General features: G+C 46.7%; 27 protein-coding genes. 5 read left to right on the forward strand and 22 right to left on the reverse strand.

Annotation, left to right across the window (positions count from 1 at the left end):
- Nucleotides 1-16: 16 nt before the first annotated feature.
- The 3 genes from KNO71_RS13855 to KNO71_RS13865 are packed head-to-tail and all read right to left on the reverse strand — an operon-like array spanning nucleotide 17 to nucleotide 1,924.
- The gene (locus KNO71_RS13855; RefSeq protein WP_214684944.1) at nucleotides 17-499 is read right to left on the reverse strand and encodes a methylated-DNA--[protein]-cysteine S-methyltransferase; all 483 of its coding nucleotides are present in this window, start codon (nucleotides 497-499) and stop codon (nucleotides 17-19) included.
- Nucleotides 486-1,379, reverse strand: coding sequence for a DNA-3-methyladenine glycosylase family protein (locus KNO71_RS13860; protein ID WP_214684942.1), 894 nt, complete (start codon nucleotides 1,377-1,379; stop codon nucleotides 486-488). Before KNO71_RS13860 ends, KNO71_RS13855 begins: the two co-directional genes overlap by 14 nt.
- Nucleotides 1,376-1,924, reverse strand: a complete 549-nt coding sequence (locus tag KNO71_RS13865; RefSeq protein WP_031424154.1) for a bifunctional transcriptional activator/DNA repair enzyme AdaA — start codon at nucleotides 1,922-1,924, stop codon at nucleotides 1,376-1,378. The genes KNO71_RS13860 and KNO71_RS13865 overlap by 4 nt, the downstream gene beginning before the upstream one ends.
- A gap of 173 nt (nucleotides 1,925-2,097) precedes the next feature.
- On the opposite strand from KNO71_RS13865, the gene mprF reads away from it, so the two are divergent.
- Complete coding sequence (gene mprF, locus KNO71_RS13870) at nucleotides 2,098-4,590, forward strand: bifunctional lysylphosphatidylglycerol flippase/synthetase MprF (RefSeq protein ID WP_214689015.1); 2,493 nt, start codon at nucleotides 2,098-2,100, stop codon at nucleotides 4,588-4,590.
- A gap of 71 nt (nucleotides 4,591-4,661) precedes the next feature.
- Here the strand turns inward: mprF and KNO71_RS13875 are convergent, their stop codons facing one another.
- From KNO71_RS13875 to KNO71_RS13910, 8 genes are all read right to left on the reverse strand, one after another.
- A complete protein-coding gene (locus tag KNO71_RS13875) occupies nucleotides 4,662-5,201 on the reverse strand; it encodes a DUF1349 domain-containing protein (RefSeq protein WP_214689017.1) in 540 nt (179 codons plus the stop codon).
- Complete coding sequence (locus KNO71_RS13880; protein WP_214684936.1) at nucleotides 5,176-5,718, reverse strand: NUDIX hydrolase; 543 nt, start codon at nucleotides 5,716-5,718, stop codon at nucleotides 5,176-5,178. Before KNO71_RS13880 ends, KNO71_RS13875 begins: the two co-directional genes overlap by 26 nt.
- A 13-nt stretch (nucleotides 5,719-5,731) precedes the next feature.
- Nucleotides 5,732-6,226 (reverse strand): LURP-one-related/scramblase family protein, encoded by a 495-nt coding sequence (locus KNO71_RS13885; RefSeq protein WP_078145988.1) that lies wholly within the window; start codon nucleotides 6,224-6,226, stop codon nucleotides 5,732-5,734.
- Nucleotides 6,227-6,288: 62 nt separating this feature from the next.
- Nucleotides 6,289-6,954 (reverse strand): HAD hydrolase-like protein, encoded by a 666-nt coding sequence (locus KNO71_RS13890; protein WP_214684934.1) that lies wholly within the window; start codon nucleotides 6,952-6,954, stop codon nucleotides 6,289-6,291.
- A 102-nt stretch (nucleotides 6,955-7,056) separates the two neighbouring features.
- Complete coding sequence (locus KNO71_RS13895) at nucleotides 7,057-7,707, reverse strand: FusB/FusC family EF-G-binding protein (RefSeq protein ID WP_214684932.1); 651 nt, start codon at nucleotides 7,705-7,707, stop codon at nucleotides 7,057-7,059.
- Between the two features lie 121 nt (nucleotides 7,708-7,828).
- A complete protein-coding gene (locus KNO71_RS13900; protein ID WP_078145985.1) occupies nucleotides 7,829-8,095 on the reverse strand; it encodes a CD3324 family protein in 267 nt (88 codons plus the stop codon).
- Between the two features lie 246 nt (nucleotides 8,096-8,341).
- The gene (locus KNO71_RS13905) at nucleotides 8,342-11,116 is read right to left on the reverse strand and encodes a glycoside hydrolase family 3 protein (protein WP_214689019.1); all 2,775 of its coding nucleotides are present in this window, start codon (nucleotides 11,114-11,116) and stop codon (nucleotides 8,342-8,344) included.
- Nucleotides 11,113-12,189: an alpha/beta hydrolase gene (locus tag KNO71_RS13910; RefSeq protein ID WP_251031992.1), complete on the reverse strand. Its 1,077-nt coding sequence runs from the start codon at nucleotides 12,187-12,189 to the stop codon at nucleotides 11,113-11,115. The genes KNO71_RS13905 and KNO71_RS13910 overlap by 4 nt, the downstream gene beginning before the upstream one ends.
- A gap of 139 nt (nucleotides 12,190-12,328) precedes the next feature.
- On the opposite strand from KNO71_RS13910, the gene KNO71_RS13915 reads away from it, so the two are divergent.
- Nucleotides 12,329-13,774 carry a DEAD/DEAH box helicase gene (locus tag KNO71_RS13915; protein WP_214689021.1) on the forward strand — a complete coding sequence of 482 codons (1,446 nt, stop codon included), beginning with the start codon at nucleotides 12,329-12,331 and terminating at the stop codon, nucleotides 13,772-13,774.
- Between the two features lie 240 nt (nucleotides 13,775-14,014).
- Here the strand turns inward: KNO71_RS13915 and KNO71_RS13920 are convergent, their stop codons facing one another.
- Nucleotides 14,015-15,208: a DUF4317 domain-containing protein gene (locus KNO71_RS13920; protein WP_015880257.1), complete on the reverse strand. Its 1,194-nt coding sequence runs from the start codon at nucleotides 15,206-15,208 to the stop codon at nucleotides 14,015-14,017.
- Between the two features lie 280 nt (nucleotides 15,209-15,488).
- Here KNO71_RS13920 and KNO71_RS13925 point away from each other — a divergent pair, with 280 nt between their 5' ends.
- Both KNO71_RS13925 and KNO71_RS13930 read left to right on the forward strand, forming a co-directional pair.
- Nucleotides 15,489-16,121 carry an HNH endonuclease family protein gene (locus KNO71_RS13925; RefSeq protein WP_214689023.1) on the forward strand — a complete coding sequence of 211 codons (633 nt, stop codon included), beginning with the start codon at nucleotides 15,489-15,491 and terminating at the stop codon, nucleotides 16,119-16,121.
- A 20-nt stretch (nucleotides 16,122-16,141) separates the two neighbouring features.
- Complete coding sequence (locus KNO71_RS13930) at nucleotides 16,142-16,384, forward strand: hypothetical protein (RefSeq protein ID WP_031424128.1); 243 nt, start codon at nucleotides 16,142-16,144, stop codon at nucleotides 16,382-16,384.
- A 19-nt stretch (nucleotides 16,385-16,403) separates the two neighbouring features.
- Here the strand turns inward: KNO71_RS13930 and KNO71_RS13935 are convergent, their stop codons facing one another.
- From KNO71_RS13935 to KNO71_RS13970, 8 genes are all read right to left on the reverse strand, one after another.
- Nucleotides 16,404-16,898: a peptide-methionine (S)-S-oxide reductase gene (locus KNO71_RS13935; RefSeq protein ID WP_214685172.1), complete on the reverse strand. Its 495-nt coding sequence runs from the start codon at nucleotides 16,896-16,898 to the stop codon at nucleotides 16,404-16,406.
- Nucleotides 16,899-16,930: 32 nt separating this feature from the next.
- Nucleotides 16,931-17,653, reverse strand: coding sequence for an alpha/beta fold hydrolase (locus KNO71_RS13940; RefSeq protein ID WP_214689025.1), 723 nt, complete (start codon nucleotides 17,651-17,653; stop codon nucleotides 16,931-16,933).
- Nucleotides 17,654-17,724: 71 nt separating this feature from the next.
- Nucleotides 17,725-18,630, reverse strand: a complete 906-nt coding sequence (locus KNO71_RS13945; protein ID WP_214689027.1) for a hypothetical protein — start codon at nucleotides 18,628-18,630, stop codon at nucleotides 17,725-17,727.
- A gap of 21 nt (nucleotides 18,631-18,651) precedes the next feature.
- Nucleotides 18,652-20,103, reverse strand: a complete 1,452-nt coding sequence (locus tag KNO71_RS13950) for an MBOAT family O-acyltransferase (protein WP_214689029.1) — start codon at nucleotides 20,101-20,103, stop codon at nucleotides 18,652-18,654.
- A 49-nt stretch (nucleotides 20,104-20,152) separates the two neighbouring features.
- Entirely contained in the window at nucleotides 20,153-21,559 is a 1,407-nt protein-coding gene (locus KNO71_RS13955) for an AMP-binding protein (RefSeq protein WP_214689031.1), read from the reverse strand.
- A complete protein-coding gene (locus KNO71_RS13960) occupies nucleotides 21,556-21,801 on the reverse strand; it encodes an acyl carrier protein (RefSeq protein ID WP_015880247.1) in 246 nt (81 codons plus the stop codon). Before KNO71_RS13960 ends, KNO71_RS13955 begins: the two co-directional genes overlap by 4 nt.
- A 287-nt stretch (nucleotides 21,802-22,088) precedes the next feature.
- Entirely contained in the window at nucleotides 22,089-22,691 is a 603-nt protein-coding gene (locus KNO71_RS13965) for a DUF4230 domain-containing protein (RefSeq protein WP_214689033.1), read from the reverse strand.
- 240 nt (nucleotides 22,692-22,931) lie between these two features.
- Entirely contained in the window at nucleotides 22,932-23,474 is a 543-nt protein-coding gene (locus KNO71_RS13970; protein WP_214689034.1) for a TetR/AcrR family transcriptional regulator, read from the reverse strand.
- Nucleotides 23,475-23,648: 174 nt separating this feature from the next.
- Here KNO71_RS13970 and KNO71_RS13975 point away from each other — a divergent pair, with 174 nt between their 5' ends.
- Complete coding sequence (locus KNO71_RS13975; RefSeq protein ID WP_214689036.1) at nucleotides 23,649-24,227, forward strand: NAD(P)H-dependent oxidoreductase; 579 nt, start codon at nucleotides 23,649-23,651, stop codon at nucleotides 24,225-24,227.
- Nucleotides 24,228-24,476: 249 nt separating this feature from the next.
- Here KNO71_RS13975 and KNO71_RS13980 read toward each other — a convergent pair whose 3' ends face one another.
- Nucleotides 24,477-25,010 carry a Fic family protein gene (locus tag KNO71_RS13980; RefSeq protein WP_251031993.1) on the reverse strand — a complete coding sequence of 178 codons (534 nt, stop codon included), beginning with the start codon at nucleotides 25,008-25,010 and terminating at the stop codon, nucleotides 24,477-24,479.
- 171 nt (nucleotides 25,011-25,181) lie between these two features.
- Nucleotides 25,182-25,457 carry a hypothetical protein gene (locus KNO71_RS13985; RefSeq protein WP_214689040.1) on the reverse strand — a complete coding sequence of 92 codons (276 nt, stop codon included), beginning with the start codon at nucleotides 25,455-25,457 and terminating at the stop codon, nucleotides 25,182-25,184.
- Nucleotides 25,458-25,608: the final 151 nt, after the last annotated feature.

The raw sequence follows: 25,608 nt of genomic DNA on the forward strand, positions 1-25,608 counted from the left end.
GAGGGGGAAATGTTTTTTACTGGGGGTGATGTGCGACTTGTTTTTCATGTTGCAGGAGCCATTCTTTTCGCCAAAGTCCACCGGCATAGCCCGTCAATTTCCCAGTCGATCCGATGACGCGATGACAAGGCACGACGATGCTCAGTTTGTTGCGTCCGTTCGTTGCTCCGACTGCGCGAACAGCCGTAGGTCGCTTCACGCGTTCGGCAAGTTCGCGGTAAGAAGCCGTCTCCGCATACGGGATGGTTTGTAACGCATCCCACACGTCATGCTGAAACGTTGTCCCGATTTGCTCAGTCGGGAACGTGAACGTCATACGCTCGCCACGAAAGTAGGCGTTTAGTTCATCCCGGCACTGTCGCAATACATTTGGTACATCTTGCTCCATACTTCGTTTGCTTTCCCGTTCGACGAATAAGATCGATTGAACGACCTGCTCCGTCCCGATGATTTCTAGGACGCCAATCGGTGTCTCCACGTCTAATTTATACGTTCCCATATAATGACCTCCACAGATAGAATGTCGCGTATCCTTCCCAACCTTGCCACGATTCACCGTAACGCTTCACTTCTTCAATCGTTGGTTTCTTCGCTGTCCCTAACTGATGCTGAATCGCTTGATGCAATCCGACATCCGCAATCGGAAAGGCTGATGCGTCCTGAAAACACTTCATCAACACATAGTCTGCCGTCCATGCTCCGACACCTCTTATCGCGAGTAACCGTTGACGGATATCAGCTGAAGAGTGTGATTGTAAAGCCGTTTTTGACAGGTCTCCATTCGTTATTTCCCGTGCAATATCAATGACATACTCTGCTTTCCTGCGACTGAATTGAAGCTCACGTAATTCTTCCGGTTCGAGCAAGGCGATTCGTTCCGCCCACGGGAACGTCCAGTACGCTCTTCCTTCGACGACTCGATGGTCTCCATATCGTTCAACAAAGCGTCGTTTGATCGTATACGCAAACGACAAGGTGATCTGTTGCCCGATGATGGCCCAAACGAGTGCTTCGAACAAATCTGGAAAGCCAATCATCCGTAATCCGCGATGTGCTTCAATCAAAGGAGCCAGCAATTCATCCTCTTCACCCATCGCTTCAAACGGCGCTAAATCACGATCAAGGTCTAACCAGTCTCGTACCTCACGTGCGACACGTTCTTTTTCTGTCTCTGATACTTCATCGAAAGGGAACCGTACATGAATGTGATTCCCCTCTTCTCGAAGCTCGATCAGGATGAGCCGTTCCCCGATTCGCATCAACTTTCGAACCGTGTCAGGTGTGGTCACATGGAGCACTTCTTGTTCTGACCGACTTAAAAAGACGAGACACTCTTGAAAATCAAACGGCTGCTGAACAGCAAGTAGCATCTCTGTCATAGGTCCTCTCCTTTTCGATACATGTTCGGTGTACAGCCTTTTACTTGTCGGAACACACGGTAAAAGTTCGATGGTGTTTGAAACCCGACCTCATAGCAGACCGTCAGATTACTCATGTCGGTCGTTCGCAATAAATAAGCCGCCTTGTCGATTCGAATCCGTTCAAGTAGTTGCCTCGGAGTCTCTCCTGTCGCCTGGGTGAATGTCCGCTCCAAATGAAAGGGACTCAGTTGGGCGTGTTCGGCAATCTGTTCAAGGCGAATGGGTTGTTTATAATGGTTTACGAGATACGCCGTCACTTGTTGAACGAGCGCACGGTGTGGGGCGTGTTCGACTTCTGGCTGACATCGCTTGCACGGTCGAAATCCATTTGTCTCCGCTTCTTCTCTCGTTACGTAAAAATCAACGTTCTCTTTCTTCGGTTTGCGGGATCGGCACGATGGTCGACAATAGATCCCTGTCGTTTTTACGGCTGTATAGAACAATCCGTCATAAGTTGCATCGCAGGCGAGCACTTTCGCCCACTTTTCGTCAAACGTCAACATCTCCACACCTCTTTCTTCTCTCACTGTAGCAAATCTAAAATCAACATTTCGTCCTCTTTCTTGCGCTTACAATCCCCTCTTTTTGAAACGTTTTACAGATTTCAATCGTATCCTATAGTACGATTTAGACAGAAGCTGCTGTCAGTCCTATGGCAGATAAGGAGAAGATCGCAATGCGTACTCGTTTTTCATGGAAACAATTAAAATGGCTCATTCCTATAGCGTTAATCGGCTTGATTTTGATTCAGAGCGGACAAGAGTTGAAAGACCTCTCGCTCGCGACCGCCTTCACGACACTGAAACAACTGACCGGTTGGGAACAGTTCACACTCATCCTACTCGGTGGGATCGCTGTCTTGACGATGACGGGCTATGACTATTTCCTGCTACGCTCTTTACATATCGAGCTACCGAAACGAAAAATCGTTCAAACAGCGTGGATCACGAACTCGATGAACGGGATGCTCGGCTTCGGCGGCGTGATTGGGATTGCCCTTCGTACCTCCCTCTACCGTCCCTATACGGATACGAAACGCCTACTCCGTGCCATCGGCTGGATGACCCCGACACTCATCAGTGGTCTGTCCATTCTTTCCATCGGTGTGCTCCTCGGGATTTTCCCGGCTGGCGGGCTTATCGGTACGAAACCATGGATTTGGCCGGTGCTACTCGCCGTGAGTGCGATGCTCCCATTTTATTTGTTCGTCACATCACGCCGATCAAATGTCGGGTGGTCCACTCTGCTCGGGTACACGATGACCTCGCTCGCAGAATGGGTCACCGCAGGATTCGTCGCCATTTATGCCTTGACGTTACTAGACGGGTCGGCCTCGTTCGTGCAACTCTTCGGGGTATTCATTGTCGCGACGGTCGTCGGTGTCGTCTCCCTCGTCCCTGGGGGTGCTGGAACGTTTGACTTACTGTATCTCGTTGGGATGACTCAACTTGGGATTCATCAAGACATCGTTTTGTCTTCACTAATCATCTATCGATTCGTTTATTTTGTCGTTCCCTTTTTAATTGGACTTTTTCTCGCAGCCATCGCGTTCGGAGATCAGGTCGTCAAACAAATCGAGTATCGACCAATCATCGGGTCTTCTTATGAGATTGGGACCGTCGTCTGGCGCATCGTTTCGCGGACGCTTGCGAGGATTGGACGCTTGACTGGAAGTCTCATCGCACTCATGAGCAGTCTGTTGATTTGGTTCCAGACGCTTCTCCCGAGCGTAACGCCGCTCTATGAAGTGAATCGCTGGTTTGAATGGATTGGGACCCTTTTCTTATTGAGTGCCGGGCTTCTCATGTTTTTGTCTGTCTATGGCATGTATGTGCGGACAAAACGAACGCTCTGGTTACTCAATACTGCCTTCATCTTGGCGACCATCGGGGTCATCGCTCGTGGTTTAAACCTGTTTGAGACCTTCGTCGTCATCGGGTTTGCGATGTTCGTCTGGTTGACACGTAAACGACACGTCCGATACCGCTCGATTTTAACGACAGGACGTCTCATCCGAAGCTTGATTTACGTCCTGCTCTATGTCGGCACCCACGCCCTCTTGTTGCAGTCATTCGCAGGTACAGACGACTTGTTCTTCACATCGCATCAAGCCGGCTGGTTGACGACGTTCGTCTTATTGTTAACTTCAATCGTAGCAAGTGTACTGCTGCTCTTGTTCGATCGTTGGAAACGTCCGGCGCTTGGAGAGGCCTATGATGAACATCGCATCCGACAGTTCCAAGCAACACAGCCCACATCGAGCAGTTTTGACTTGGCCCATATGGCAGATAAGCGTTTTTACATGGACGAGGCCGGAGATGCGTGTCTATTGTTTGCGACAGCGCGGAACCATGCCATCGTCCTTGGTGATATCCAAGGCGAGAAGCAGGCTGCGACTTCTCTTTTGACACGATTCATTGAAGATGCGGATCGAATCGGGTATATTCCTTTATTTTATCAAATTACACCGAATTGGATGCCTCGCCTCCATGATGCCGGATTCACGTTCTTCAAATTAGGGGAAGAGGCGACGATTGACGTCTCGGCTTTCTCCTTATCCGGAAAGAAGCGTGCAAATATGCGATCCCTCTACAATCAGTTTGAGAAGAAGGGGGTCACGTTCGACATCGTCTGTGAGCCGAGCCTCTTGCTGTTACAAGAGTTAAAAGACATCTCAGACGAATGGATTGGGAATCGAAATGAGAAAGGCTTCTCTCTCGGATTCTTCGACTATGAAACGTTGACACGTTATCCGATTGCCTTGTTGCGAGATGCGGACGGTGTCGTCGTGGCTTTCATTTCGCTACTCCGGGGAGACGGGGCCATCTCCATCGATTTGATGCGTTCGAAAAATGATGCGCCGACCGGATCGATTGAAGTGTTGATCCTTCACATCATCGAATGGGCTCGCGCAGAAGGCCATGATCATGTCGGGCTCGGCGTGGCACCACTTGCCGCCGTCGGAGAGCAGACGTTCTCCCATTGGCCGGAACGCGTCGCCGCCGACATTTTTGAAAACATCAGTTACATTTATCCGTTCAGTGGCTTACGACAGTTCAAACAGAAGTTCAAACCGTCTTGGGAAGGACGCTATCTTGCGTTCCGCCAGCGTCGTAAATTGTTGCCATCAATTTTACGGACAGCACGATTGATCAGTCGAAAACGCTAAAAAAAGGAATTTCTCACGATGAGAAATTCCTTTTTTCAGACTCACGTCGATGCTTCCCGTAGTTCCCAATTCTAAAATGTCACGTCAAAACCTGTCGCATTCACATCCGGGCTACAGGCATATGGACCGATACGTAATGTCGATACGTCATGAAGATGGGCGATGCGAAGCTGTTCACGCATATCTTCACCATATTCAAAGAAAATCTCCACATCTCCATCTGTATACACGATTTCAAACGTCAACGGATTGCGAACCATGTCATTTGAAAAATCACGTGTCGACCAATCCGAATAGCCAAACGAGGTGACGACTGCGCCAAGATGGGACGGTCCGTCCGGAATGTACTCGACAGACGTCTTGATCCAATGGTCATCATTCACATATAAGACGATTCCGGCCTGATCATATGTATGGCTCGGTTCCATTTGGATTGTCGCCCGACATGTAAATCGTTTGGCTTTGACGTCTGTTAGTCGTGCATGCGCCGTCATGCGGTTAAATCCGTAATGTGTATTTCGCCAAAAGTCTGTGTCTGGCAGCGTGCGAAAAGTGAGCGGTTCAAATCCGTTCACGCTATTCGGTTCATTTATCCACTTGTACGTATGCATGACGATCAATTCCTCCCCATTGACCTCGCATGGCAAACAGTAACGGTATCATCGGTGTGTGATACGGTATGAATTCATGCTGTTGAATCATCTGAAGAATCGTCGCCTCATCCGCCCACTTCACGGCTTGCACTTCAGATTCTTGAAGCGTCAGCTCGTTCAAATCCACTTCCATTTCGACCAAATAGATATCGTCAAATCCTTCGTCAAAATTGACTGTCAGATGCGGTCGTGTCTGAGATAGATCAAGCTTGAGCCCTATCTCCTCTTCGAGCTCCCGCATCGCCGCTTGCTGGCTTGTATCTCCTACCGTGGCACTTCCACCGACTGTAATATCCCACATGTTTGCCCAACCATCCTTGAACGGTTGGCGCTGTTGAATCAACATCTCGCCCTTCTCGTTAAAGATACATACGTGGATGACAAGATGGTATTCCCCTTTCGGCAATCGACTTCCGCGTTGCCACGTGCGACCGGTCTTTTCTCGGTCGACCGTATAGACGTCCCAAAATTCCATTCGATACTCCCCTTTATGTTGCTGCGCTAGATGCCGCTGCTTGATCTGCTTTCGCGCAATCGATCGCTACGACGATAGAGATGAGCAAATGCTCCATCTCCGGTTCTTCGACACGAATCTCGTAACTATCGCCCCACGAGAACCATTTCTTTTGCACACTTCCAATCGATTGTCCGTTCTTCGTTACATTAAAGTCCATGTCCCACCAATCGCCTTGGACATCGATCCCGGCCGCATCGATGGAATATTTTGGTTTGAAAAATGAAAACTCTTTCGAGATGGTCATCATATCTGTGCCGTCCACTTCCACAAAAAATTTCGGCAAAAAACTGAACGTCTTTTTCGTAATCGTTGTGACCGTCTGACCGTTCATGTCTTTAATTTCAAATGACTTCGGAAACTTCATAAAGCTACCTTCGATGAAATATTGATCATGTCCGTCCGCATCTTTGATAGTGAAGCGCCCGCGTAGACTGAACACTTTTTGTTTCATGTAGAGCGTGTGCATGATAATCCCTCCGATTTTGTTGTAGTCCTTTACTTACGAGACCAATCTCGAAATCGATTCACTTATAGCGAAACCGTCTCCTTTAGAACGATGTCGAGTACTTCCGATAAATGATTCACGATATAATCCGCTTCTTTCAATTCTGTTTCTTGCGCAAAATCAAAACGACAGCCGATTGAAATGAGTCCGTTCGCTCGTGCAGCCGAGATATCCGATAATCGGTCTCCGACTACGAAGCCGTCCTGAATCTCATACTTCTTCACGATTCCAGCCACTAAATCGGCCTTATCCAACGTGTCGATTTGTTGAATACTGTATGTTGCTGTGATCCAACGATCCAATTCATAGTGCGTGACGATGGCTTGTAAATAGTCCACCAAACCATTACTTGCGACGAAGATGGAATGCCCCATTTGATACAATTGTTCAAACAGTTCGAGTACCCCCGGATATAATGCTCCATTCCCGTTTTCGATGTTTTTGATGAGTCGTGTTAAGAAATAGGCATCGACCTCTTCTCTAGTTTGTTCGTCGTGTCGTGGGAGCAAGGTTTTCCAAACAACGGGCAATGGTACGCCCATGATCTTTCGGTATTCGTCAATCGGTGTCGGCCCATCCCATTCTCCATTTTTTTGTAGGTGTTCAAACGTTTCATCCAACGCCAACTCTAAAATCAAATCTGTCCGAAACAATGTTCCGTCCATATCAAAAATCACTGCGTGTTTCATCCGCTTCCTCCTTTTTAAATTAGAACTTCTTGGATTCTATCTAAAGAGATATCGGAAAGGTTGTACAGTATTTTATAAAAAATAAAAAGCCCGACTCTCTCGTCAGGCCTGTAACGCTGTATGAACAAAAGTATGCAAAGCCTCTTGGCTCGTGATGTGTTCGTTGCACGTCTTACTGTCTACACATACATATGTGCCGATGGCTTTGTAATAGTCCGGATTTTTCGCTTGTTTCGCTTTCGTGATCGTAACGCAGTACGTCACATCCGTGAACTGATTACAAAAGGCACATATATTTTTCTTCGTATTCGTACTCGGTTTACATGCAATGCCAATCAATTGACCTTCGTATTGGCAAATTATCAACTTTTGATTGGAACGTCCATCGTTCCAACCTAGATACGTGAGTCGTCCAAAATCAACATCGGATAACTCCGGTAAACGAAGCTTCTTTTGTTTCGGGAACAAACTCTTCAGTTGCTCGGCAGAAATAACGGGAAATGGTTGAACCCATTCTCGTAATCGTTGCATATATTCGTCGAACGCTTCGTTCGTCTGTAGCGTTGTGAACTGTAACAGCTTTAGTTGTTCAGTCGTTGCCTCAGGGAATGCATACATCACTTTCGATTGTGCCAAGTCGATGACTGCTCGCAAGACAGAAGGCGGCAGGCTTTGCATTCGACTCTCTTTGACGAGCATCACTTGTTCTTTGATGAGATTATATTGTTCGTTTTGAATAAATGGATCTGACATTTTGTCGCCCCCTTCCTTCATTCTCAGTTTACAGGAAACAATGCTTCCTTACTGTGTACACTTTGATTAAGAAATATAGTCGACCTAAAAAGGCACGACTAGCGAACTAGTCGTACCTCCTTCATGTCGACCGGTATACAATCTTTCGAATCGTGTGCGTCGCCAAATGATAGGACATGGCCAGATTTTCGATTCGCTCTCCGTTCCGAAACGCTGCGCGTATGGCTTCGTTTCGTTCCTCAAGTAATTGTTTTCCACCGTTGACCGTCCCCCATTTTCGTTTCGTGTCAGTCGGGGTCGGCACATATAACGTTTCACCTTGTACGTATTGTTGCACCTCTTGCAACAATCGTTCTGGCAGGATATGTTGCGCATTGACGTACTTCATCATACCTCGCTCCTTATTGAATGAATCCAATCCGATAAGGGAGCAAAGCCAAGTGGTTTACGTTAAAATCAAGCGATCAAGGTATTCGTTTCGCCCCATGCAAGTGATCGCCTTTCGTCCAAATGGCTTTGCATGAGTGCGTGAAGACCTAGAAAATCGAAGCCGATTTTCCACGGGTATGCGCCTCCTTTACGATGTGTCGTTCTTTTGATTATACAGTATTCAATGAATCGGCAAAAGGGCGGCTCAGCCGTTCTTCATACTGAATTCATCTGCGAGCTTGAAGGACACGTCCTTCACTTCTAATCCGCTTAACGCGAAATAGAGCTGGAGATAATTATGCTGGTTCAAGAAGAAGACCTGCTTCGTCTGCGTCACCCATTCTCCGTCCGTCCCATTAAACGTGAACGTCGCACCCGGGATATTGTTCGCAAATAATGTCACCGGCATCTGTGCCAACTCTCCCGCGTTCGAACGGGCAGTCAACGTGATGTCATACGTCCCCGTTTGGTCGACCGAGATAGCGAAGACGTGTGTGTTTCCAGTCGAGGTATCGATTCCTGACAAATCCACATGTTCCCCGTTTTCGAGATGTTGGTAATCCAACTCAAATGTATCCTGTTGATTCATCTCATCCTCAAAGCCGAGCACCTCGACTGAACCGTCATGAATCCCGAGAAGACGCTCCATCGCCGGTGATTTCAAGATGAACGTACAAATATTGCGCGCGCTCCGCAACAACTCGCCCCGTGTGACAATCCCTTCTTCGAGTGATGCCATCGTGTTATCCTCGAACGAGTTTAGGTCCGGTCGGTCGACGACCATGTACAAGTCGTTTTGTGAGCGAACCATCGCTGCCGTATTTTGACGATTGGCCGACTCATCCTCACGGAAGTTCACTTTTGCCCACCAGTCTGTCATGACGATGCCTTCAAAGCCCCACTCATCACGTAAGATACGCGTATTTTGATCGTATAGACCAGCCGTCCAGATCCCGTTGACCGCGCCGTATGTCGTCATGATGGACGATGCGCGTCCTTCTTTCACGGCCATCTCGAACCCTTTCAAATAAATCTCGCGTAACGCCCGCTCCGAGACGACCGAGTCGATATCGTGACGATGCGCTTCTTGGTTATTGGCGCTGAAGTGTTTGAGCGTTCCCGTCACCCCGACACGATGCATGCCGTTCAATTGAGCGACCGCCATCTTCCCAGTCAAATGCGGATCTTCCGAGAAATACTCGAAGTTTCGACCATTCAACGGGTTACGGTGAATGTTCATTCCTGGTCCGAGCAACGTGTCGACGCGGTTTTTTCGCATCTCAAGCCCAGTCATCTCAAACAAGTCTTCGACGAGATCGACGTTGAACGTGGAAGCCAAAAGCGTCCCGTTCGGAAGTGCGAACGCCTTCGTCCCGATATCCATGCGAATGCCTGATGGACCGTCGGCACAACACGCAGCTGGAATCTCAAGCTCGTTCAACCGGTCGGACACACCGCCAAACGCAGCTGCTGTCCCCGGCGTGACACGCGGTGAGTTCATCCCTTGTCCGCGGACAATCGCAGCCAAATCTTCATCCGTCAACTGATCTAGAAATGCGTCGAGCGAAGCCTTTTCATGATACACATCGCTCAATTTAATGCCTTGGTCACCCGTGAACACTCTAGTCTCAGGGCGTTCTTCCAAATAACGTGTCTCGACGTCAACGGCGCGAAGCGGCGTCGACTCGTAGCCTACTTCAAATCCTTTTTCGCCCTGAATCGGTTTCATCCGTTCGAACGGGAGGACGGGCGCCATATTTTCACTTAACGTCTCGAGGACACGTTGCTCCTGTTGCTCGACTTCGAGAGCGAGTGTAGCCGAACGCACATCCGTTCCGACGTGTAACCGATACGTTCCTGCCTCTAAAACGAAGCTCGATTCATGACCCGTCACGCCAGAGTCGTCATAGCTCGCAAAGTCAGTCATGTGGACGTTGAAAGAAAGGGTTTGCCGCTCGCCCGGTTCAAGAAGCAAGGTTTTCTCGAACGCCACCAATGACCGGAGCGGATTCCCAAGCTTCCCTTGCGGTTTCTCGACGTAGAGTTGGACGACTTCTTTCCCGTCACACTCACCCGTGTTCGTCACTTCCACCTCAACCGTTAAAACGCCATCTACCTCTGCCGTACGCTTCACTTCCGTATTGAACGTCGTGTAAGACAGTCCGAATCCGAACGGGTATAAAACGTCATCTTTCGCGAACGTCTCGAAGTAGCGGTAACCGACATAGATATCTTCCTGATAAATTCCTTTATCCGCGTGACCGAAGTTCTTCGTCGACGGATAATCCTCGATGGATCGGGCAATCGTATCCGTCAGTTTCCCGGAAGGACTCACGTCTCCGACGAGCACGTCGACGAGTCCTTTTCCACCTTCCATCCCACCTTGCCATGCATAGAGGATGGCACTCGGCTCCTTCGCCCACTTCATGTCGATGATGTTCCCAACGTTCAACACGACGACCGTCTTGTCGAAGCGTTTCGTCACGCGCTCGATCATCGCGTGTTCGATATCCGTCAATAAGTAACTACCCGGATCGGCCGTGTTGTCACGGTCTTCTCCTGCCGTACGTCCAATCATGATGAGGGCGACATCCGATTCTTGTGCCGCCTGTTCGACGAGCTCGTCCGTTACGTCCATCTCTTGTTGCGACCACGGTTCACCGGCCCAACCGACACCTTGGTCGAACGGATTCTCCTTCACCCATTCCTCATACGTCGCATAGAGCGATTCATTGATATGAATATCTGGACGCTCGCGCAATGCCTCGAGCGGCGTCGTGACATGTCCGACGTTCACCATCCCGCCTGAGCCCGTACCGCTCTTGTAGTAATGGAACTGGCTACGACCAAATACGGCGAGCTTCGTCCCTGACTGTAATGGGAGGGTCTTCTGTTCGTTTTTGACTAACACGACACCTTCCGCGACCGCTTGACGTGCCAATTCCTCATAACGAGTCCAATACAATGTATACTGTTTCATTTCGTCAGCTCCTTAAGTCCTTTTGCGATTACATTCATACAATCGTCTGCCTGTGGATAGTCTCCCAACTTGTCTATGAAGGCATGGTCCATCCCCCGATATTGAATGAGGCGTGTCGGGACACCCGCTCGTGCCAGTTTCCGCGCATACGCCTCCCCTTCGAGTCGTAAGTAATCGTACTCCGCCGTCACAATCAAAGTCGGTGGTAGGCCTGAGACATCGTCTGCGAATAATGGTGAGACGAGCGGATGCGTGACATCCACCTTACCTTGAAGATAGAGGTCATTTAAGAGCGAATCCGAGTCGGCGAGGGCGAGCACGACACCTCGAATTAGGTCGTGATGATGCGAGATATCATAAGTATCGAGCGCCCATTTAAAATCATCTGTCGGAATCGAACCCAGATTGACGACGGGATAGACGAGCGCTTGATAACAAATGCGTCCTTCCCCTCGTTCTTGTTCCATCAGACAGCAAGCCGTTGCCAAATTACCGCCAGCACTATCCCCTGCGACAGCAATTTGATCACGAAGGACGTTCAACTCCGCCGCGTTGGCATATACCCATTCCAAAGCGCGGTAACAGTCATTCAATCCGGCCGGGAACGGATGCTCCGGGGCGAGACGATAATCGACGGAGATGACGACCGCGTTCGCCCGTTCCGAAAGCAATTTACAAGGATTCTCGACCGTATCAAGCGTTCCGCCGAAGAACCCGCCACCATGGAAGAAGAGGATGGCTGGGATGGCTTCAGTATGATGCGGACGATACAGACGAACCGGGATGTCACCATCCTCACTAGGAATCATGAGATACTCCGTTTTGATATCAGTCGTCGTCTGATCCTGATTCGGCCACCCCATACTGGCACGTGCCACCTCGAGGTCAAATGCTGTATCCGGTTCATCGTGTGAAGAATGATTTGCGGTCAACGTCGCAAAGACGCGTGGAACAAGGTCACCGGTACGGTCTGAATCCGGTATGGGTTTGATGATGGTTTCGAGGTGGTTTGTTCTCGTAAGTTGCTGATGCTGATTCAAATAATCCATGAGATTTTCATAACTGTGTTTCAATATGTAGACCCCTTTCACCAGTACTTATTTTTATATGAAATTGGCTTTCCTAATGCCTTTCGGTCTATAATGGACTGTATTGCAAATAGACATTGAAATTTTCTGAAGCAGAAGTTTTCACGAAAGAATGAGGTTACCCATGAACAAACAACAATTTACTGATTATCGCCTGAGCGACGAGATCACGCGCGCGCTAGGCATTATGAAATACGAATCACCGACTGAAGTACAACAGCAGGTCATCCCGCGCGCGCTCGAGCGCGAAGACTTGATCGTCAAAGCACAGACCGGAAGCGGAAAGACAGCTGCTTTCGGAATTCCGGTCATCGAGCTCATCGACTGGGTCGAAAACAAACCCCAAGTGCTCGTTTTGACACCGACACGCGAACTCGCTGTCCAAGTACGGGAAGACATGACGAACATCGGACGTTTCAAACGAATCAAAGCGACTGCCGTCTACGGGAAAGAACCGTTTTCGAAACAACGTGAAGAGTTGAAACAAAAGACACATATTGTCGTCGGTACGCCAGGTCGCGTCATGGACCATATCGAGCGTGAGACCCTCTCACTCGACCGCGTCGAATACTTGATCATCGATGAAGCGGACGAGATGCTCAATCGAGGTTTCCTCGCCGACGTTGAGAAGATTCTGCAACAGTTGCCGAAAGACCGCGTCACAATGGTCTTCTCAGCGACATTCCCACAAGATATCGAACGTCTCTGCCAGAAGCATATGAATGCTCCGGCACGTGTCGCGATCGAATCGACCGGCATGACCGCTTCGACAATCGAGCACCGTCTCCTCCCGATTCACCGGAACGAGAAACTGGCTGTGCTTCAAGACATCACGGTCGTCGAGAACCCGGACAGCTGTATAATTTTCTGTCGGACAAAAGAGAACGTCGACACGGTGTACGCCGAGCTCGACAAAGCCGGTTACTCGGCTGAACGCCTTCACGGCGGACTCGAGCAAGAGGACCGTTTCGCCGTCATGAACGGATTTAAGATGGGTAACTTCCGCTACCTCGTGGCGACAGACGTCGCAGCACGTGGAATCGATGTCGACAACGTCGAACTCGTCATCAACTATGACGTTCCTGTCGAAAAGGAAAGTTACGTGCACCGGACAGGTCGTACCGGACGCGCCGGCAAACAAGGAACGGCAATCACGCTCATGACCCGTCAGGAAGAACGTCTCATCGGAGCTATCGAATCATACGTTCAATTCGAGATTCCGATGATCGATGCGCCGACAGAAGCGGAAGTTGCAGCTAACCAAGATGCCTTTGAGCAGAAGTTGAGCGGACGACGCGTCGTTCGAAACAACAAGACAGCTCGTATTAACCAGGACATCATGAAGCTTCACTTCAGTGGCGGGAAGAAGAAAAAACTTCGCGCCGTCGACTTCGTCGGAACGATCGCCAAAATCCCTGGCGTATCCGCTGACGACATCGGAATCATCACAATCAATGATCAGATGACGTACGTCGATATTCTGAACGGAAAAGGTTCAATCGTCCTTCAAGCGATGGAGACGACGCCGGTCAAAGGGAAGAAATTAAAAGTAAGCAAAGCGCGTAAATAATACAACTCTAGCCTCAAAGATGATATTCGTCTTTGAGGTTTTTTGTTATTTCACAAATTCCGAAAGCGCTTTCGATAAACACTAAAAAAATATAGTTTTTAGAAAACGTTTTCACCTGAATCATACCTGTATCAAAGTTTAAATTCAACCTTCCTCACTTGATTGTCAAAAAAGAGCCCAAGGTTTACATCTTGGACTCTTAGCTTGAACGTTCACTTATGAACACTGCAACATGCTCGATTAGTCTAACGACTCTTCCGAGATGAGTTTGAACCCTTCAATCTCCGTCTCCTCTTCCACTTCAATCAACAAGCACGGTTTCCCCTTATAGTTCACTTGCTTCACGTATTTCAAGTCTTGTGGACTGACGGAAATATTGGCCACTTTCGTATTGATTTTAATCGACTTTGACGTATACTTCGGAACGACACTCGTCGCTTTCATCTCATATTTCGTATCGTCGACGACTTGCTTGAACGCCTGCTCGACTTTCTCCGTCGTCACATCTTCCACACCACTCGCCCGTAAGACGACCTCGACGGCACGGGAGTCGAGCATCGCTACTCTCTCTTCTTCCTGTTCGTTCTCTTCTTCGGCGACAATGATTTGATTGATCTCATCATAAACGGTCGCGAGAGTCCGGGAATTGACTTCTTCTCCGATGACCGCTTTGACCACTTCTTCGAAGACCGCCTTCTCTTCCACTGCCGTGACAATCTCCGAACCGTTCAACACGTTCTCAATGAACGTCATATCCGGTTGATGCGCTTTGTGTGCCGAATAAAGCACATGGTTCACATCGGCCGCGTTGTCCGTGAAGCACGGGAATAAGAATCCGCCGATCGGCGCCTCGAGTTTGATGATCGGATTCACAATCAAGCTGGCTTTGAACTCCCGCTCGACGAAGTCAAAGACGAGTGATTTTTTCGGAAGCTCTGTCGGGCTGATGCTGCCGAGGATGAACTTCGTCGTATACACCTCATCGTTCGCGTGAATCTCAGACTCTTCCGAGTACCGGTTCGTCGGCTTATTATAATTCCCCCGGATGAACGTCACGACCATATCCTTCTCAAACGGCGTGTCTTTCACCATCTTCAACGCGATGCGTTGCATATAGTCCGTCCAGACGTCGGTCTCTTCCGTACGAAGTCCTTCATACAGCAAGCCTTGCGTATGGTCGACTTGACCTTCCTCAGGATATTGGAACTTCACTTCGAACAGTTTTTCATCAAGTTTTCCACCGAGCACTTTTTTGAAGTTCGTCAAAAACAGCTCCTGCTGCTCTTCTTCTAAGAATGGGAACGGACGCAACTCTTCGTAATAAATCTCATTCGTTTCCTGTCGGATGTAAATCGTATATAAGTCAGCAATCTTTAGCTTTGTCGCATTTACTTTAAACTGTCGGCGAATCGCCGCAATCTCTTTCTTGTTCATTCCATCCACCTCTTCTTTTCTCTCCATCCATGTCACCCATTATACCAGTCCTGATCGCTCACTAGTTCCAAAGAAATAACACCGGATTGTCCATTAATGCTAGAGAAGGATTTGCGATAGTCTTTCTAATCATTTTGCAGATTTTCACACTTTTTCAAAATCGTCCTGTGTATGATCAAGTTGAATTTATCGCGTGATGTTTGTCTCACTAGTTGTTTGATGAAAGGTTGCCCACTTGCTCGACAAGTGTTCATTCCAAATACATAGTAGGAGGCTTTATATGTTGAAGAAACTTATGTCTGTCGCACTTGTCGCCTTGCTCGTCTGGATTTCCGCATCGTTTGACGCTACACCAGTCTCTGCTTTCCCACCGAACATCCCATCGAAAGCGGACGCGCTCACGAAACTGAATGCCCTCACTGTCAAAAATGAAGGGTCGATGACGGGGTATAGTCGTGACCTCTTCCCGCACTGGTCGAGTCAAGGAAGTGGTTGTAACACACGTCACATCGTCTTGAAACGAGACGCCGACTCGGTCGTCGACGAATGTCCGGTTGCGACTGGCTCATGGTACAGTTACTATGACGGAATCACGTTCACCTCAGCCTCTGACATTGATATCGACCACGTCGTTCCGCTCGCTGAAGCATGGCGCTCTGGGGCAAGTAGCTGGACGACGACCAAACGTCAAAGCTTTGCGAACGACTTGAACGGTCCTCAATTGATTGCGGTGTCCGCTTCATCGAACCGTTCAAAAGGAGACCAAGATCCGTCGACATGGCAACCCCCTCGCACCGGCGCTCGCTGTGCGTATGCGAAGATGTGGGTCGAGACGAAGAGTCGTTGGGGCTTGAGCCTTCAATCAGCAGAGAAGTCAGCAATCACGACAGCCATCAATGCTTGCAGTTACTGAGTGAGAAAAGGAGTCTTCGAATGAACGAAATCACTTCGATCTTTAAGGCAACCCACGGTGTCATGACGGAAGAAGTCGGTGTCATCAGTGGTGAGTTGGAACTGACGACGGCGTGTCAGGAAGATGGTTCCTTGACACTCCACATCACGTACGTCGGAGCGAAAGATGTATATACGCTCCCCGGCAGTCCCTATCAGCTTCATGACCCGAACGATCATACTGTCATCCATCAGATGCTCGTGAATGTTCTCGAACGGACTTAAAAACATCGCCAACTCCGGATTAAGGGGTTGGCGATGCTTCGTCTTTCCGATATTTCGTTAACAAGTCTTTCGGTATATGACAATAATCTTCCGGGCAACGTGTCAGGCGGTCCTGATGCTCGTCCGCACTTCGCGCATAGTTCGTGAGCGGCTTCACTTCAACAGCAATTCGATCCGCATCCGATCGTCGATCAATAAACGCTTGCGCCTCCATCAAGTGTCGTGACTCCTCACTGTAGACACCCGTCCGATACTTCTCGCCGACATCGATTCCTTGTTGATTGATGCTGTATGGGTCGATGATTTCAAATAAATAGCCCATCAAATCATTGACCGTCACCACGTCCGGATCGAAAGTCGTTTTGACACATTCCGCATATCCGTCATATTCCCCATCCAACGTGTCCGTCGTCCCATTTGCCCGACCTGCTTCGGTCGAGAGGACGCCGGGTAACGTCTTCACGAATGCCTGGACGCCCCATAGACATCCTCCGGCTAAATAGATTGTTTCGATTGGAATCACTCCTCATCTTATCCGTTTATGTATCACTCCTTTAGTAACTCTTGAATTGCTTCTACAATCAAGTGTGGCTCATCTCTTTGGATATAATGTGCGCTCTGCTCCGCAATTACAAATGAGGCATTTGAAGATATTCCCGTCATTTCTTTTTGTAAGACATTCCATAGCCTCTGATTTTCTGTGGAATAAAAGTCTTTCTTTCCTGCTGATATGATAATTGTCGGGATTGAAAGATTAAAATTTGCTCGTTTCACTTGGTGCAAACTTTCTATAAAATCAGCATAGTTTCCTTCTCGTAGAAACTGTTTATGATATGCGTTTTGAAACTCTTGTGACATGGTCGGAAGAAATCGTTCACGACAATCACTTGGTGTCGTGTCTACTAGCACAAGACCCGTCACCTCATTTGGATATTCAGATGCGAACAATTGCATGTTGATGCCTCCGAACGAATGACCGACTAAAATGAACGGAGATGCTATATCCAACTGTTTGATCAGTTGGTGCAACTCTCGAACCATCTCCTTACTTGTTCTTTGATTCGTACTAGTCCCGCTTTTGCCTAGACCTGCCCTGTCATAAAGAAGGACATTGGCATAGCTCGACACTTCATCCGCCACCTGTCTCCAAGTCGTAGAATCATCGCCATATCCTGCATCCATAATGATTGTCACTTGCTTTGAATGGTGTTGAATATACTCTACATATAACACACAGTCCTGAATTTGTACCATTTGCTGGTGGATCATGGCTTTCTCCTCACTTCGTCCTTTTAGCTATCATATAGCATAAAAAAATTGATGGACAGCCGCCCATCAATTTATAAATACCCCAATCGCTTCAAATCTTCATAGACAAGCGTAGACAATAACTTCCGCCCGTCCCCATTCAAATGGTCCGGGTTATGGAAGAAGGATTGTTTGTGAATGAACCGTTCGTCCCCCATGTAATTGAGGAATGGGACATCGATATCCAGTTTTTCTAAATGCTGAAATACGAGGCGCTCCATGACCGCTTCGTCGAAATACGCATGATACGACGAATGGACCGGCTCTATCGCTAAGACGACGCGATAGCCTTGCTTCTTGCAATAATCGATGATGTCTTGTAAATATGCCATATTCTCTTCAATCTCGTGATGGTTCACGGCATTCTCGTATTGAGCGGCGACTTCCTCATACTTACGCTCGGAATAGTTCAGCCCCCCATTCTCCCATGGCTTATGCGCATCGAAGCGGAAATCTCGGATTTCCCGGGAAATGGCGGCGTAGGCGCTCCCACTGTTCAATGCTGGGAAGCGTTCGTGTGTATAGTAGTTGAACCAACTGACCGACTCCAAGTCTTCCCGTTCCAAGACGCGATAGTAGTTTTCTTTCCGACCGACGTTCGAATTGCTGAAGGTGATTTGTGATAACGAGACAATCACGACCCCACCTGGCTTCAGATGTTCATCGTATTCTTTTAACATCTTCAAGTCATATTCGATTGGCTGACTCGGTAACGCCAAATCCAGATGCGATAATCCAAGTGACTTGAATGAATACCCGTACATCGCATGGGACGTCCCCAAATTGATGATGTCGACCGGGTGAGGGTCTTCCTTGAAGGCAAGGACAGCTCGGTTATTATTATATTCCCACGACTCTTTCACGAACTCGTTGACGGGAATGAAGATTGCGATGATGACGAGTAATACGACACCTATTTTGATTCCTAAACGCTTCATGCTAATTCCTTTCCATCCATCTTAGAACCCACCGTATACAAATCCTTGGCTCGACACGCCAAATAAGAACGCTGAGATAATCAAGAACAAGTTGATGGCCACACTCGTCACGGCAGACTGACGTGCCATCCAATCCCAAGCCGAACCTCTCGTCCGCTCGATATGTTGGAACAGATGAACGACGACAAAGACGACGAGGAAGATGATCAAATCGAGCAATGAGAAGATTTGAATCGCCTGCAACATGCCTGACGGTGCCCATGAAGAAGGCGTCACGTACAGTTTGGCATGCGAGAACGCCTCCGCCATGGAGTGCGACTGGAAGAAGACACGTGAGAAACAGACGAGCTGGAACGTGATGGCGATTTTCCACCACCGATGCAGTGTCGGCACACGGTCAAATCCGACCCATGACGCCATTTTTTCACGTTGTTGTTTCGTATGATCTCCGAAGACGCGATAGATTCCATGAATGAGTCCCCATAAGACGAAGTTCCATGCGGCTCCGTGCCAAATTCCACTTACTAAAAATGTCGCAAGGATGGCACCATAAATTTGTTCGCGTTTCTTCTTTCCTTTCGCGAGTGGCATGAAGATATAATCCCGTAGCCACATCGAAAGCGTGATATGCCAGCGGTTCCAGAAGTCGGCAATCGATACGGCGAAGTGCGGTTGCTTGAAGTTTTCCGATAAGCGAATCCCGAGTAAGCGTGCACAGCCGATCGCGATGTCACTGCATGCCGAGAAGTCCGCGAACAGTTGAATCGAGAACAACATCGTCGCGAGCACAATCTCCGAACCGGTCGGGTCCGGGCTATTGAACACACTCGCGACAATCGGGGCCAACCGATCGGCAATCAATGTCTTCTTGAAGAATCCCCAAATGATGCGCTGGATGCCGTAGCTGATGTTGTCATAGTCAAGATGTTGCTCCGTCTTCAACTGCGGCAACAGTTTTTTCGCCCGCTCAATCGGACCTGCCACAAGTTGTGGGAAGAAGGCGAAATAAACCGAGAAATAGCCATAATGACGCTCCGCCTTCTGCTTCCCGCGCGAGACGTCCACGACGTAACTGATGGCCTGGAATGTATAAAAGGAAATCGCCAATGGTAAGACGATTTCTCTATACGGGACGTTATAATCAAATCCGCTCCATGCGGCGAACGAACGGAGCGAGTCATTGACGAAATTAAAATATTTGAACCAGCCGAGGAAGAAGACGAGCACCGAGATACCGACCCACATGAGCCGTTTTTTCTGCTCCTTCTTCTCCTGCTTCTCAATCAGAATTCCAATCACATAGGTGAAAGCGGTACTGATCAGCAGGAGCGGGATGAATTGAACGCTCAATGTGGCGTAAAAGACATAGCTCGCCAACAAAAGGAGCACCCAACGATATCGATGTGGAACCATATAGTACGTTCCAACGATGAGGGTTAAAAATAAGAGAAATTCAATCGAAATAAAAGTCATATTTACCACCTGATGTTATGAAACTTGACGATGTACCGATTCCTGACAATCAGGTGGTCACAAGTTCTCGCTTCGGCAATGCAGCATAACGAATCTTCCCGAACGCATTACGTGGAATCTCGTCAATTTGCATCACCCGAACGCCTTTCACCTTGATTTGTTCTTTGATGATTTTTTGAATGCGTGCGACGTCATCTTGTAACGTATACACGTATAACTGGTCGTCTTCCCCGGCACAGACGCAATCATGTCCATGCTCTCGAAGGAGCGCCTCGACTTCGTCTAGGCTGATTCGACTGCCATACAGTTTGATCATGCGCTTGATTCGACCGACGATAAAGAAGTATCCATCCTCGTCGCGATACGCCATGTCACCTGTTCGTAAAACACCGTGATTGTCATCACCTTTTGAAAGGTCCCCTAACGAGGTCGCATACCCAAACGACACGTTGTCGCCTTGATACACCAATTCGCCCGTCACGTTCGCCTCTTTGATGTCATTTCCGGCTTCGTCACGCAACGTAAGCGTTCCACCAGGGATGGCAATTCCGATGCTACCGGCTTTTTTCGCATGCATCCGATCCGGTAAATACGACATCCGGGCCGTCGCCTCCGTCTGACCGTACATGATGAAAAATTGAATCCCTTTCTCTTCACATACTGTTGCGAAGTGCTGCGCAAGCTTCGGGTCTAACTTGCCACCCGCTTGTGTCAACTTCTTCAGACTTGGAAGGTCATACGTCTCAAACTTCAATCGTTTCAACATCTCGTAATGAAACGGGACCCCACCAAACGTCGTCGCCTTTTCGGCACGACACAGCTCCCAAAACTCCTTTTGAACGATCGAGCGGTCTGTCAGGATGAGGGTCGCCCCTTTCAACAGATGACTGTTGATGATGGAGAGTCCATACGAATAGTTCATCGGAAGGGTCGTGATTGGTTTATCCGTCTGATTGATGTCGAGATAGTCGATGATGGATGAAGCGTTCGCCATCAGATTTTTGTATGTGAGGCGTACAAGTTTCGGACTTCCAGTACTACCTGATGTCGTCAACAGAAGAGCCAGCTCCTCATGAGGTTGGTGGCGAACCGATGTTTCGGTTTCAAATAAGGCGTAGCCACCATAGCCATAGAAGGCATCCAACGAGTTCGCCAAATCCTCCCTTGTCTCAGGAGCCCAGACGTGCGTCGGTTGATACCGTTCCATCAACTTCTGCAATTGGTCTACTGAAATATCTGCATCGAGCAAGACCGGGACGACTTGCCCACGGAGAAAGCCGATATATCCGAAGAGCGACTCGACTCGGTTGGCACATAAACAGAAGACGAGCGACCGTTCGCCGACTTCCTGACAAATCGAGTCCCCGACTTCCAACATCTCTCTATATGAATAAGAGCGGTCCGCATAGACCGCCTCACGATCCATGTACTGCTCGAGTGTCTGAAAAAGCGTCATGACTGGATGTCCACACCGAGGCGCTGCAGCAACGCGATGCCAGACTGATACGAATGGAACTCTGTCATTTCATCCGAGTCGATATAGACGTCAAACGCATCCTCGATTTCGGCGATGAGGGTCATATGTCCAATCGAATCCCACTCCGTTGATTCCCCAAGTTTCATCTCTTCAAGGACCACATCGTCCTCTAGTTCCAATCCATTTCGAAATGCCATGTTATATGCTTCAAGCGTGCTCATTGTATTCATCCTTTCACATTCACTCAACCTTATTCGATTCCATCTATTCTTATCGACTGATAATGATAATCATTTGCCTTGTGATTCTATCACAATTTTTCGAAATCCTCAATTCTTCATAGGAGGAAAAGCTTGGAGTTGAGCGATTATATGCATGAAAAAGACCACATCGTTACGATGCGATCTCAGGAGATGATAAAACATATTCAAGTTGTAAATGGAGTGGTTCTGCCTCGTACACTTCTGGCACCATCTTCTCAACCTATCAGATCATAATAATACAACGATTATTTGAACTCGATTGCCACCGTTTCATAACCGCTATTCTTTAAAAACTCTGTCAAGAACGCTTCAATGCGTTCGTCTGCCTCTGTCAGCAAACCTTGATCAATCTTAGTCTTTTCCATTTTCGCCTTCTCTTTATTGATTTCATCAAAAATCAATTGCGAGGGATAGTCAGAAAAAAGTGTCCCTTTTACATCTGTCACTACAGCATCATCTGTATTCGCTACGTTGTCTAAAATGGTTGAGTGAGGTACAGTGACAGTCAATTTCTCAGTCGTGTCATTGTAAGATACCTCCATACTAGAGAGGTCCGTACCCGCCTTGAGGTATCCTGAGTATTCAATCAGCTTGATTGCTTCCGCTAGTTTGACGTCTTTTAATCCGATTAACGATACGGATGTCGTGTTTCGACTAACAATGACGTTGCTGTATTCATATTTTAACGTTGTTAACTCCGTCAATTCGACGAGTCGATCTTTGACGAGCGATACATCAGTCTGTTGATTAGTTGAAAATACACTCGGCTTGATCACTACAATTGCAATGACACCAATCAAGATGAGCGTGAGTAAAACAAATGAAACTCTTCCAATCATTCTTTTCATATTCGATCTCCTTTTTATGTATTCAAGTACCTTCTAAAATTATGTAATGACCCCTTCATATACATATTATACCTACTTTAATTCCATAAATTTAATTTTTATTCAATTAAATTAGTTTTTCAAATAAAAAAGTAGATGGTTTTTAGATCCACCTACTCACCATTTAGTATTATTCGTCGCCAAATGCTTTTTTAGTTCCGTAATCACGCTTAGAGTTCGAGCAAATTTCGTAAACAATGTTCATCGTATAAACTCTTTAAAAATATTACTTAACTCTTGTGGAGTTTCTTTCATACCGGTCTTCATCCACCTTTTCACAATACTTGCTAATGAATCCGCGTATACCGCATTCGCATACACTTCTGCTTTTTCAGATACATTGCAATTCTCATAAATTTGAAAATCTGTACAAAGTAAATCGAAATTTTCCTCAAAGCGATTCAAAAGCGGAAGTAAATCATTTTCTTTTAAGAGATTTAAGAACTCGAGATTATCACTCCATATTTCAAAATACAACGTATCGAAATCAAGTACCTTCTGTTTCGCTTCTGTTGAGGCAAGTTGAATCCTCTGTCGAAATATATGATACATATGATAGGTTAGTACATCTTCTTTCGTATCAAAGTGAGCATAAAATGTATTTCGCGCCAATCCCGCAGTTTTAGTAAGTTCTGATATGGTGATATTCGTAAAATTCGTTCGATGCATTAATTCCAACATAGTATTCACTAAAAGATTGATTGATCTCTTAGAATTCATATTTATAGGTTGTTGCTTTAGCATAAGTACTCCTTAATTTGTACAAAATGAGAGATTTGTATAAATAGCTCTCTACTTATTGACCTAGCGTCTACACTAACATTATATTGCAGATATATTATTTGAGCAATTGTTCAAATAAAAGCATATGCTCAAATTAAAGGTTATTTAAATTTTAAAATAGTAGGAGGGTTACCTATGAAAACAACAATCATTCTTGCTCATCCATGGCATGGCAGTTTCAATAAATCTATTATGGATACAACAATTGAACAGTTAGTCTGTCGGAAAAAAGATTACCAAATCATTGATTTAAATAAGGATCAATTCAATCCTGTCTTAAGTGAATCTGACTTATCTCTTTATTCGCAAGGTCAATCCCGAGATCCCTTAGTGAATCAATATCAGGAGATGCTAAGCGACAGTGATGAGTTAGTTTTTATCTTCCCTGTTTGGTGGTTTGATGTTCCAGCTATTTTGAAAGGGTTTCTTGACAAGGTCATGTTAAAAAATTTTGCCTATGTAGAGGAATCTACTGGATTGAAAGGATTACTTACTCATATTAAAAAAACTACTGTCATTTCTACTTCGGAAGTGCCAACGTGGTATTTAAAATTTTTGGCCGGGAATCCCATTGAAGGAACGCTTATTCGTAGATCATTCAAAGGGATTGGACTTAAAAATGTGAAATGGTTGAATAGTCCGTTTACGAGTAGTGGGAAAGATCATCGAAGAAAAAGATTTTTAGATAGAGTAGCGAAGCGTATTTCAGTTTAATCTACAGTGCACAACCAAACTTTTGTGATTCGTATATCATCCATGACCTCAAATTTTGTATTAATAGCCAGTAGCAACATAAATTTGAGGTCCAACTTAGATGATTTTCATGAATAGTCACGTTCTTCGCTTTTGTCAAATTCATTTGCTTCACGTAAATAACAAAGAGAAGAGAGTTCGTTAATATCTATACCTCAGAAATAACGTTTATTTGTGATACGGCTCTCCGTAATGTAGTTAAGTGCGGTTTTAAATTGCGCTTAAATATAAATCTAATGAAGCTTCTACTTCCTTCGCAACAAGCTCTATAAAATCAGCATAATCCTTCGTTGTATGTACTTTATTTAAAGCATTATAGTAAGCTAATCTGTTTTCTACACGAATAATTATTGGTGGATAGCCTGACTTCATTAACTCTAAGTTTAATAAAAGTCGTGAAGTTCGACCATTTCCATCAATAAATGGATGAATGCCCACAAATATTGCATGCAACATCGCACCAAGTACGATTGGATGTAAGCTTTGCGCCTTTCCGTCATACCAAGACATTAATACATCCATTTCTTCTTGAATTTTAAATGGTGGCGGAGGTGTATGCACTGCTCCTGAAATAAATGCTTGCTGGTCTCGGTAAACACCGGCATAGCTATCGTCAATGCCTTTTAATACAAGACGATGTAAATTTTTGATTTGCCACTCTGAAAATGGCTCCTCTTTATGCATAACATCTTCAACATAAGAAATTGCATCGCGGTGGTTAATGACCTCTAAATGTTCACGCATTGTTTTGCCACCAACTGTAATACCTTCTAACACAACTTTTGTTTCGTTAATCGTTAAAGTAGTACCTTCGATCGCCTTTGAGTTATATGTCCAGTCTAAAAAAAGCTTTTCTCGCAAACTGGGAAGCATGTCATTAAAAGCATTTATGTTTTTATATTAGCTGAACAGTTGCTATTTTTTACGAACAACAATCATGACAAAGTTTAATAACTCCTTTAAGCCACGGTTTAAAAATTTCTCATCATTTATCGCATATTCGTTGCCCGTATTGATCCAGTCCTGCCAACATGCTTCGAATTGATCCGATTCATACACCGTCACTTCGATTAAATCCTCACAGCCTTGTTGAATATGTTTTTCCCACCAATCGGCACTGTGGAAAGTATCAACCGCATCTTCCAGCCATTCACTCATCACCTCAGGCACTTGCTCAAGCTCTGTTTTCAAACTAGGAACACTAATGAGTACGTACCCACCACATAACCTGCAAATCTTTAATTTTTTACATACGATGAATTATAAAATTAAGTGCAACACCCCAAAGTGAACACAAAAAAGCCCATGACGCTTTCCTCGTGTAGAATGAAGTCACCACAAC

Source organism: Exiguobacterium sp. s163 (assembly GCF_018617135.1).
In the GTDB taxonomy this organism is placed as follows: Bacteria; Bacillota; Bacilli; order Exiguobacteriales; family Exiguobacteriaceae; genus Exiguobacterium; species Exiguobacterium profundum.

What these genes read in the sequence shown, in the direction of transcription:
- KNO71_RS13855 (WP_214684944.1), bottom strand. Translation starts at nt 499, where the DNA reads ATGGGAACGTATAAATTAGACGTGGAGACACCGATTGGCGTCCTAGAA.
- KNO71_RS13860 (WP_214684942.1), bottom strand. Translation starts at nt 1,379, where the DNA reads ATGACAGAGATGCTACTTGCTGTTCAGCAGCCGTTTGATTTTCAAGAG.
- KNO71_RS13865 (WP_031424154.1), bottom strand. Translation starts at nt 1,924, where the DNA reads ATGTTGACGTTTGACGAAAAGTGGGCGAAAGTGCTCGCCTGCGATGCA.
- mprF (WP_214689015.1), top strand. Translation starts at nt 2,098, where the DNA reads ATGCGTACTCGTTTTTCATGGAAACAATTAAAATGGCTCATTCCTATA.
- KNO71_RS13875 (WP_214689017.1), bottom strand. Translation starts at nt 5,201, where the DNA reads ATGCATACGTACAAGTGGATAAATGAACCGAATAGCGTGAACGGATTT.
- KNO71_RS13880 (WP_214684936.1), bottom strand. Translation starts at nt 5,718, where the DNA reads ATGGAATTTTGGGACGTCTATACGGTCGACCGAGAAAAGACCGGTCGC.
- KNO71_RS13885 (WP_078145988.1), bottom strand. Translation starts at nt 6,226, where the DNA reads ATGCACACGCTCTACATGAAACAAAAAGTGTTCAGTCTACGCGGGCGC.
- KNO71_RS13890 (WP_214684934.1), bottom strand. Translation starts at nt 6,954, where the DNA reads ATGAAACACGCAGTGATTTTTGATATGGACGGAACATTGTTTCGGACA.
- KNO71_RS13895 (WP_214684932.1), bottom strand. Translation starts at nt 7,707, where the DNA reads ATGTCAGATCCATTTATTCAAAACGAACAATATAATCTCATCAAAGAA.
- KNO71_RS13900 (WP_078145985.1), bottom strand. Translation starts at nt 8,095, where the DNA reads ATGAAGTACGTCAATGCGCAACATATCCTGCCAGAACGATTGTTGCAA.
- KNO71_RS13905 (WP_214689019.1), bottom strand. Translation starts at nt 11,116, where the DNA reads ATGAAACAGTATACATTGTATTGGACTCGTTATGAGGAATTGGCACGT.
- KNO71_RS13915 (WP_214689021.1), top strand. Translation starts at nt 12,329, where the DNA reads ATGAACAAACAACAATTTACTGATTATCGCCTGAGCGACGAGATCACG.
- KNO71_RS13920 (WP_015880257.1), bottom strand. Translation starts at nt 15,208, where the DNA reads ATGAACAAGAAAGAGATTGCGGCGATTCGCCGACAGTTTAAAGTAAAT.
- KNO71_RS13925 (WP_214689023.1), top strand. Translation starts at nt 15,489, where the DNA reads ATGTTGAAGAAACTTATGTCTGTCGCACTTGTCGCCTTGCTCGTCTGG.
- KNO71_RS13930 (WP_031424128.1), top strand. Translation starts at nt 16,142, where the DNA reads ATGAACGAAATCACTTCGATCTTTAAGGCAACCCACGGTGTCATGACG.
- KNO71_RS13940 (WP_214689025.1), bottom strand. Translation starts at nt 17,653, where the DNA reads ATGATCCACCAGCAAATGGTACAAATTCAGGACTGTGTGTTATATGTA.
- KNO71_RS13945 (WP_214689027.1), bottom strand. Translation starts at nt 18,630, where the DNA reads ATGAAGCGTTTAGGAATCAAAATAGGTGTCGTATTACTCGTCATCATC.
- KNO71_RS13950 (WP_214689029.1), bottom strand. Translation starts at nt 20,103, where the DNA reads ATGACTTTTATTTCGATTGAATTTCTCTTATTTTTAACCCTCATCGTT.
- KNO71_RS13955 (WP_214689031.1), bottom strand. Translation starts at nt 21,559, where the DNA reads ATGACGCTTTTTCAGACACTCGAGCAGTACATGGATCGTGAGGCGGTC.
- KNO71_RS13960 (WP_015880247.1), bottom strand. Translation starts at nt 21,801, where the DNA reads ATGAGCACGCTTGAAGCATATAACATGGCATTTCGAAATGGATTGGAA.
- KNO71_RS13965 (WP_214689033.1), bottom strand. Translation starts at nt 22,691, where the DNA reads ATGAAAAGAATGATTGGAAGAGTTTCATTTGTTTTACTCACGCTCATC.
- KNO71_RS13970 (WP_214689034.1), bottom strand. Translation starts at nt 23,474, where the DNA reads ATGCTAAAGCAACAACCTATAAATATGAATTCTAAGAGATCAATCAAT.
- KNO71_RS13975 (WP_214689036.1), top strand. Translation starts at nt 23,649, where the DNA reads ATGAAAACAACAATCATTCTTGCTCATCCATGGCATGGCAGTTTCAAT.
- KNO71_RS13980 (WP_251031993.1), bottom strand. Translation starts at nt 25,010, where the DNA reads ATGCGTGAACATTTAGAGGTCATTAACCACCGCGATGCAATTTCTTAT.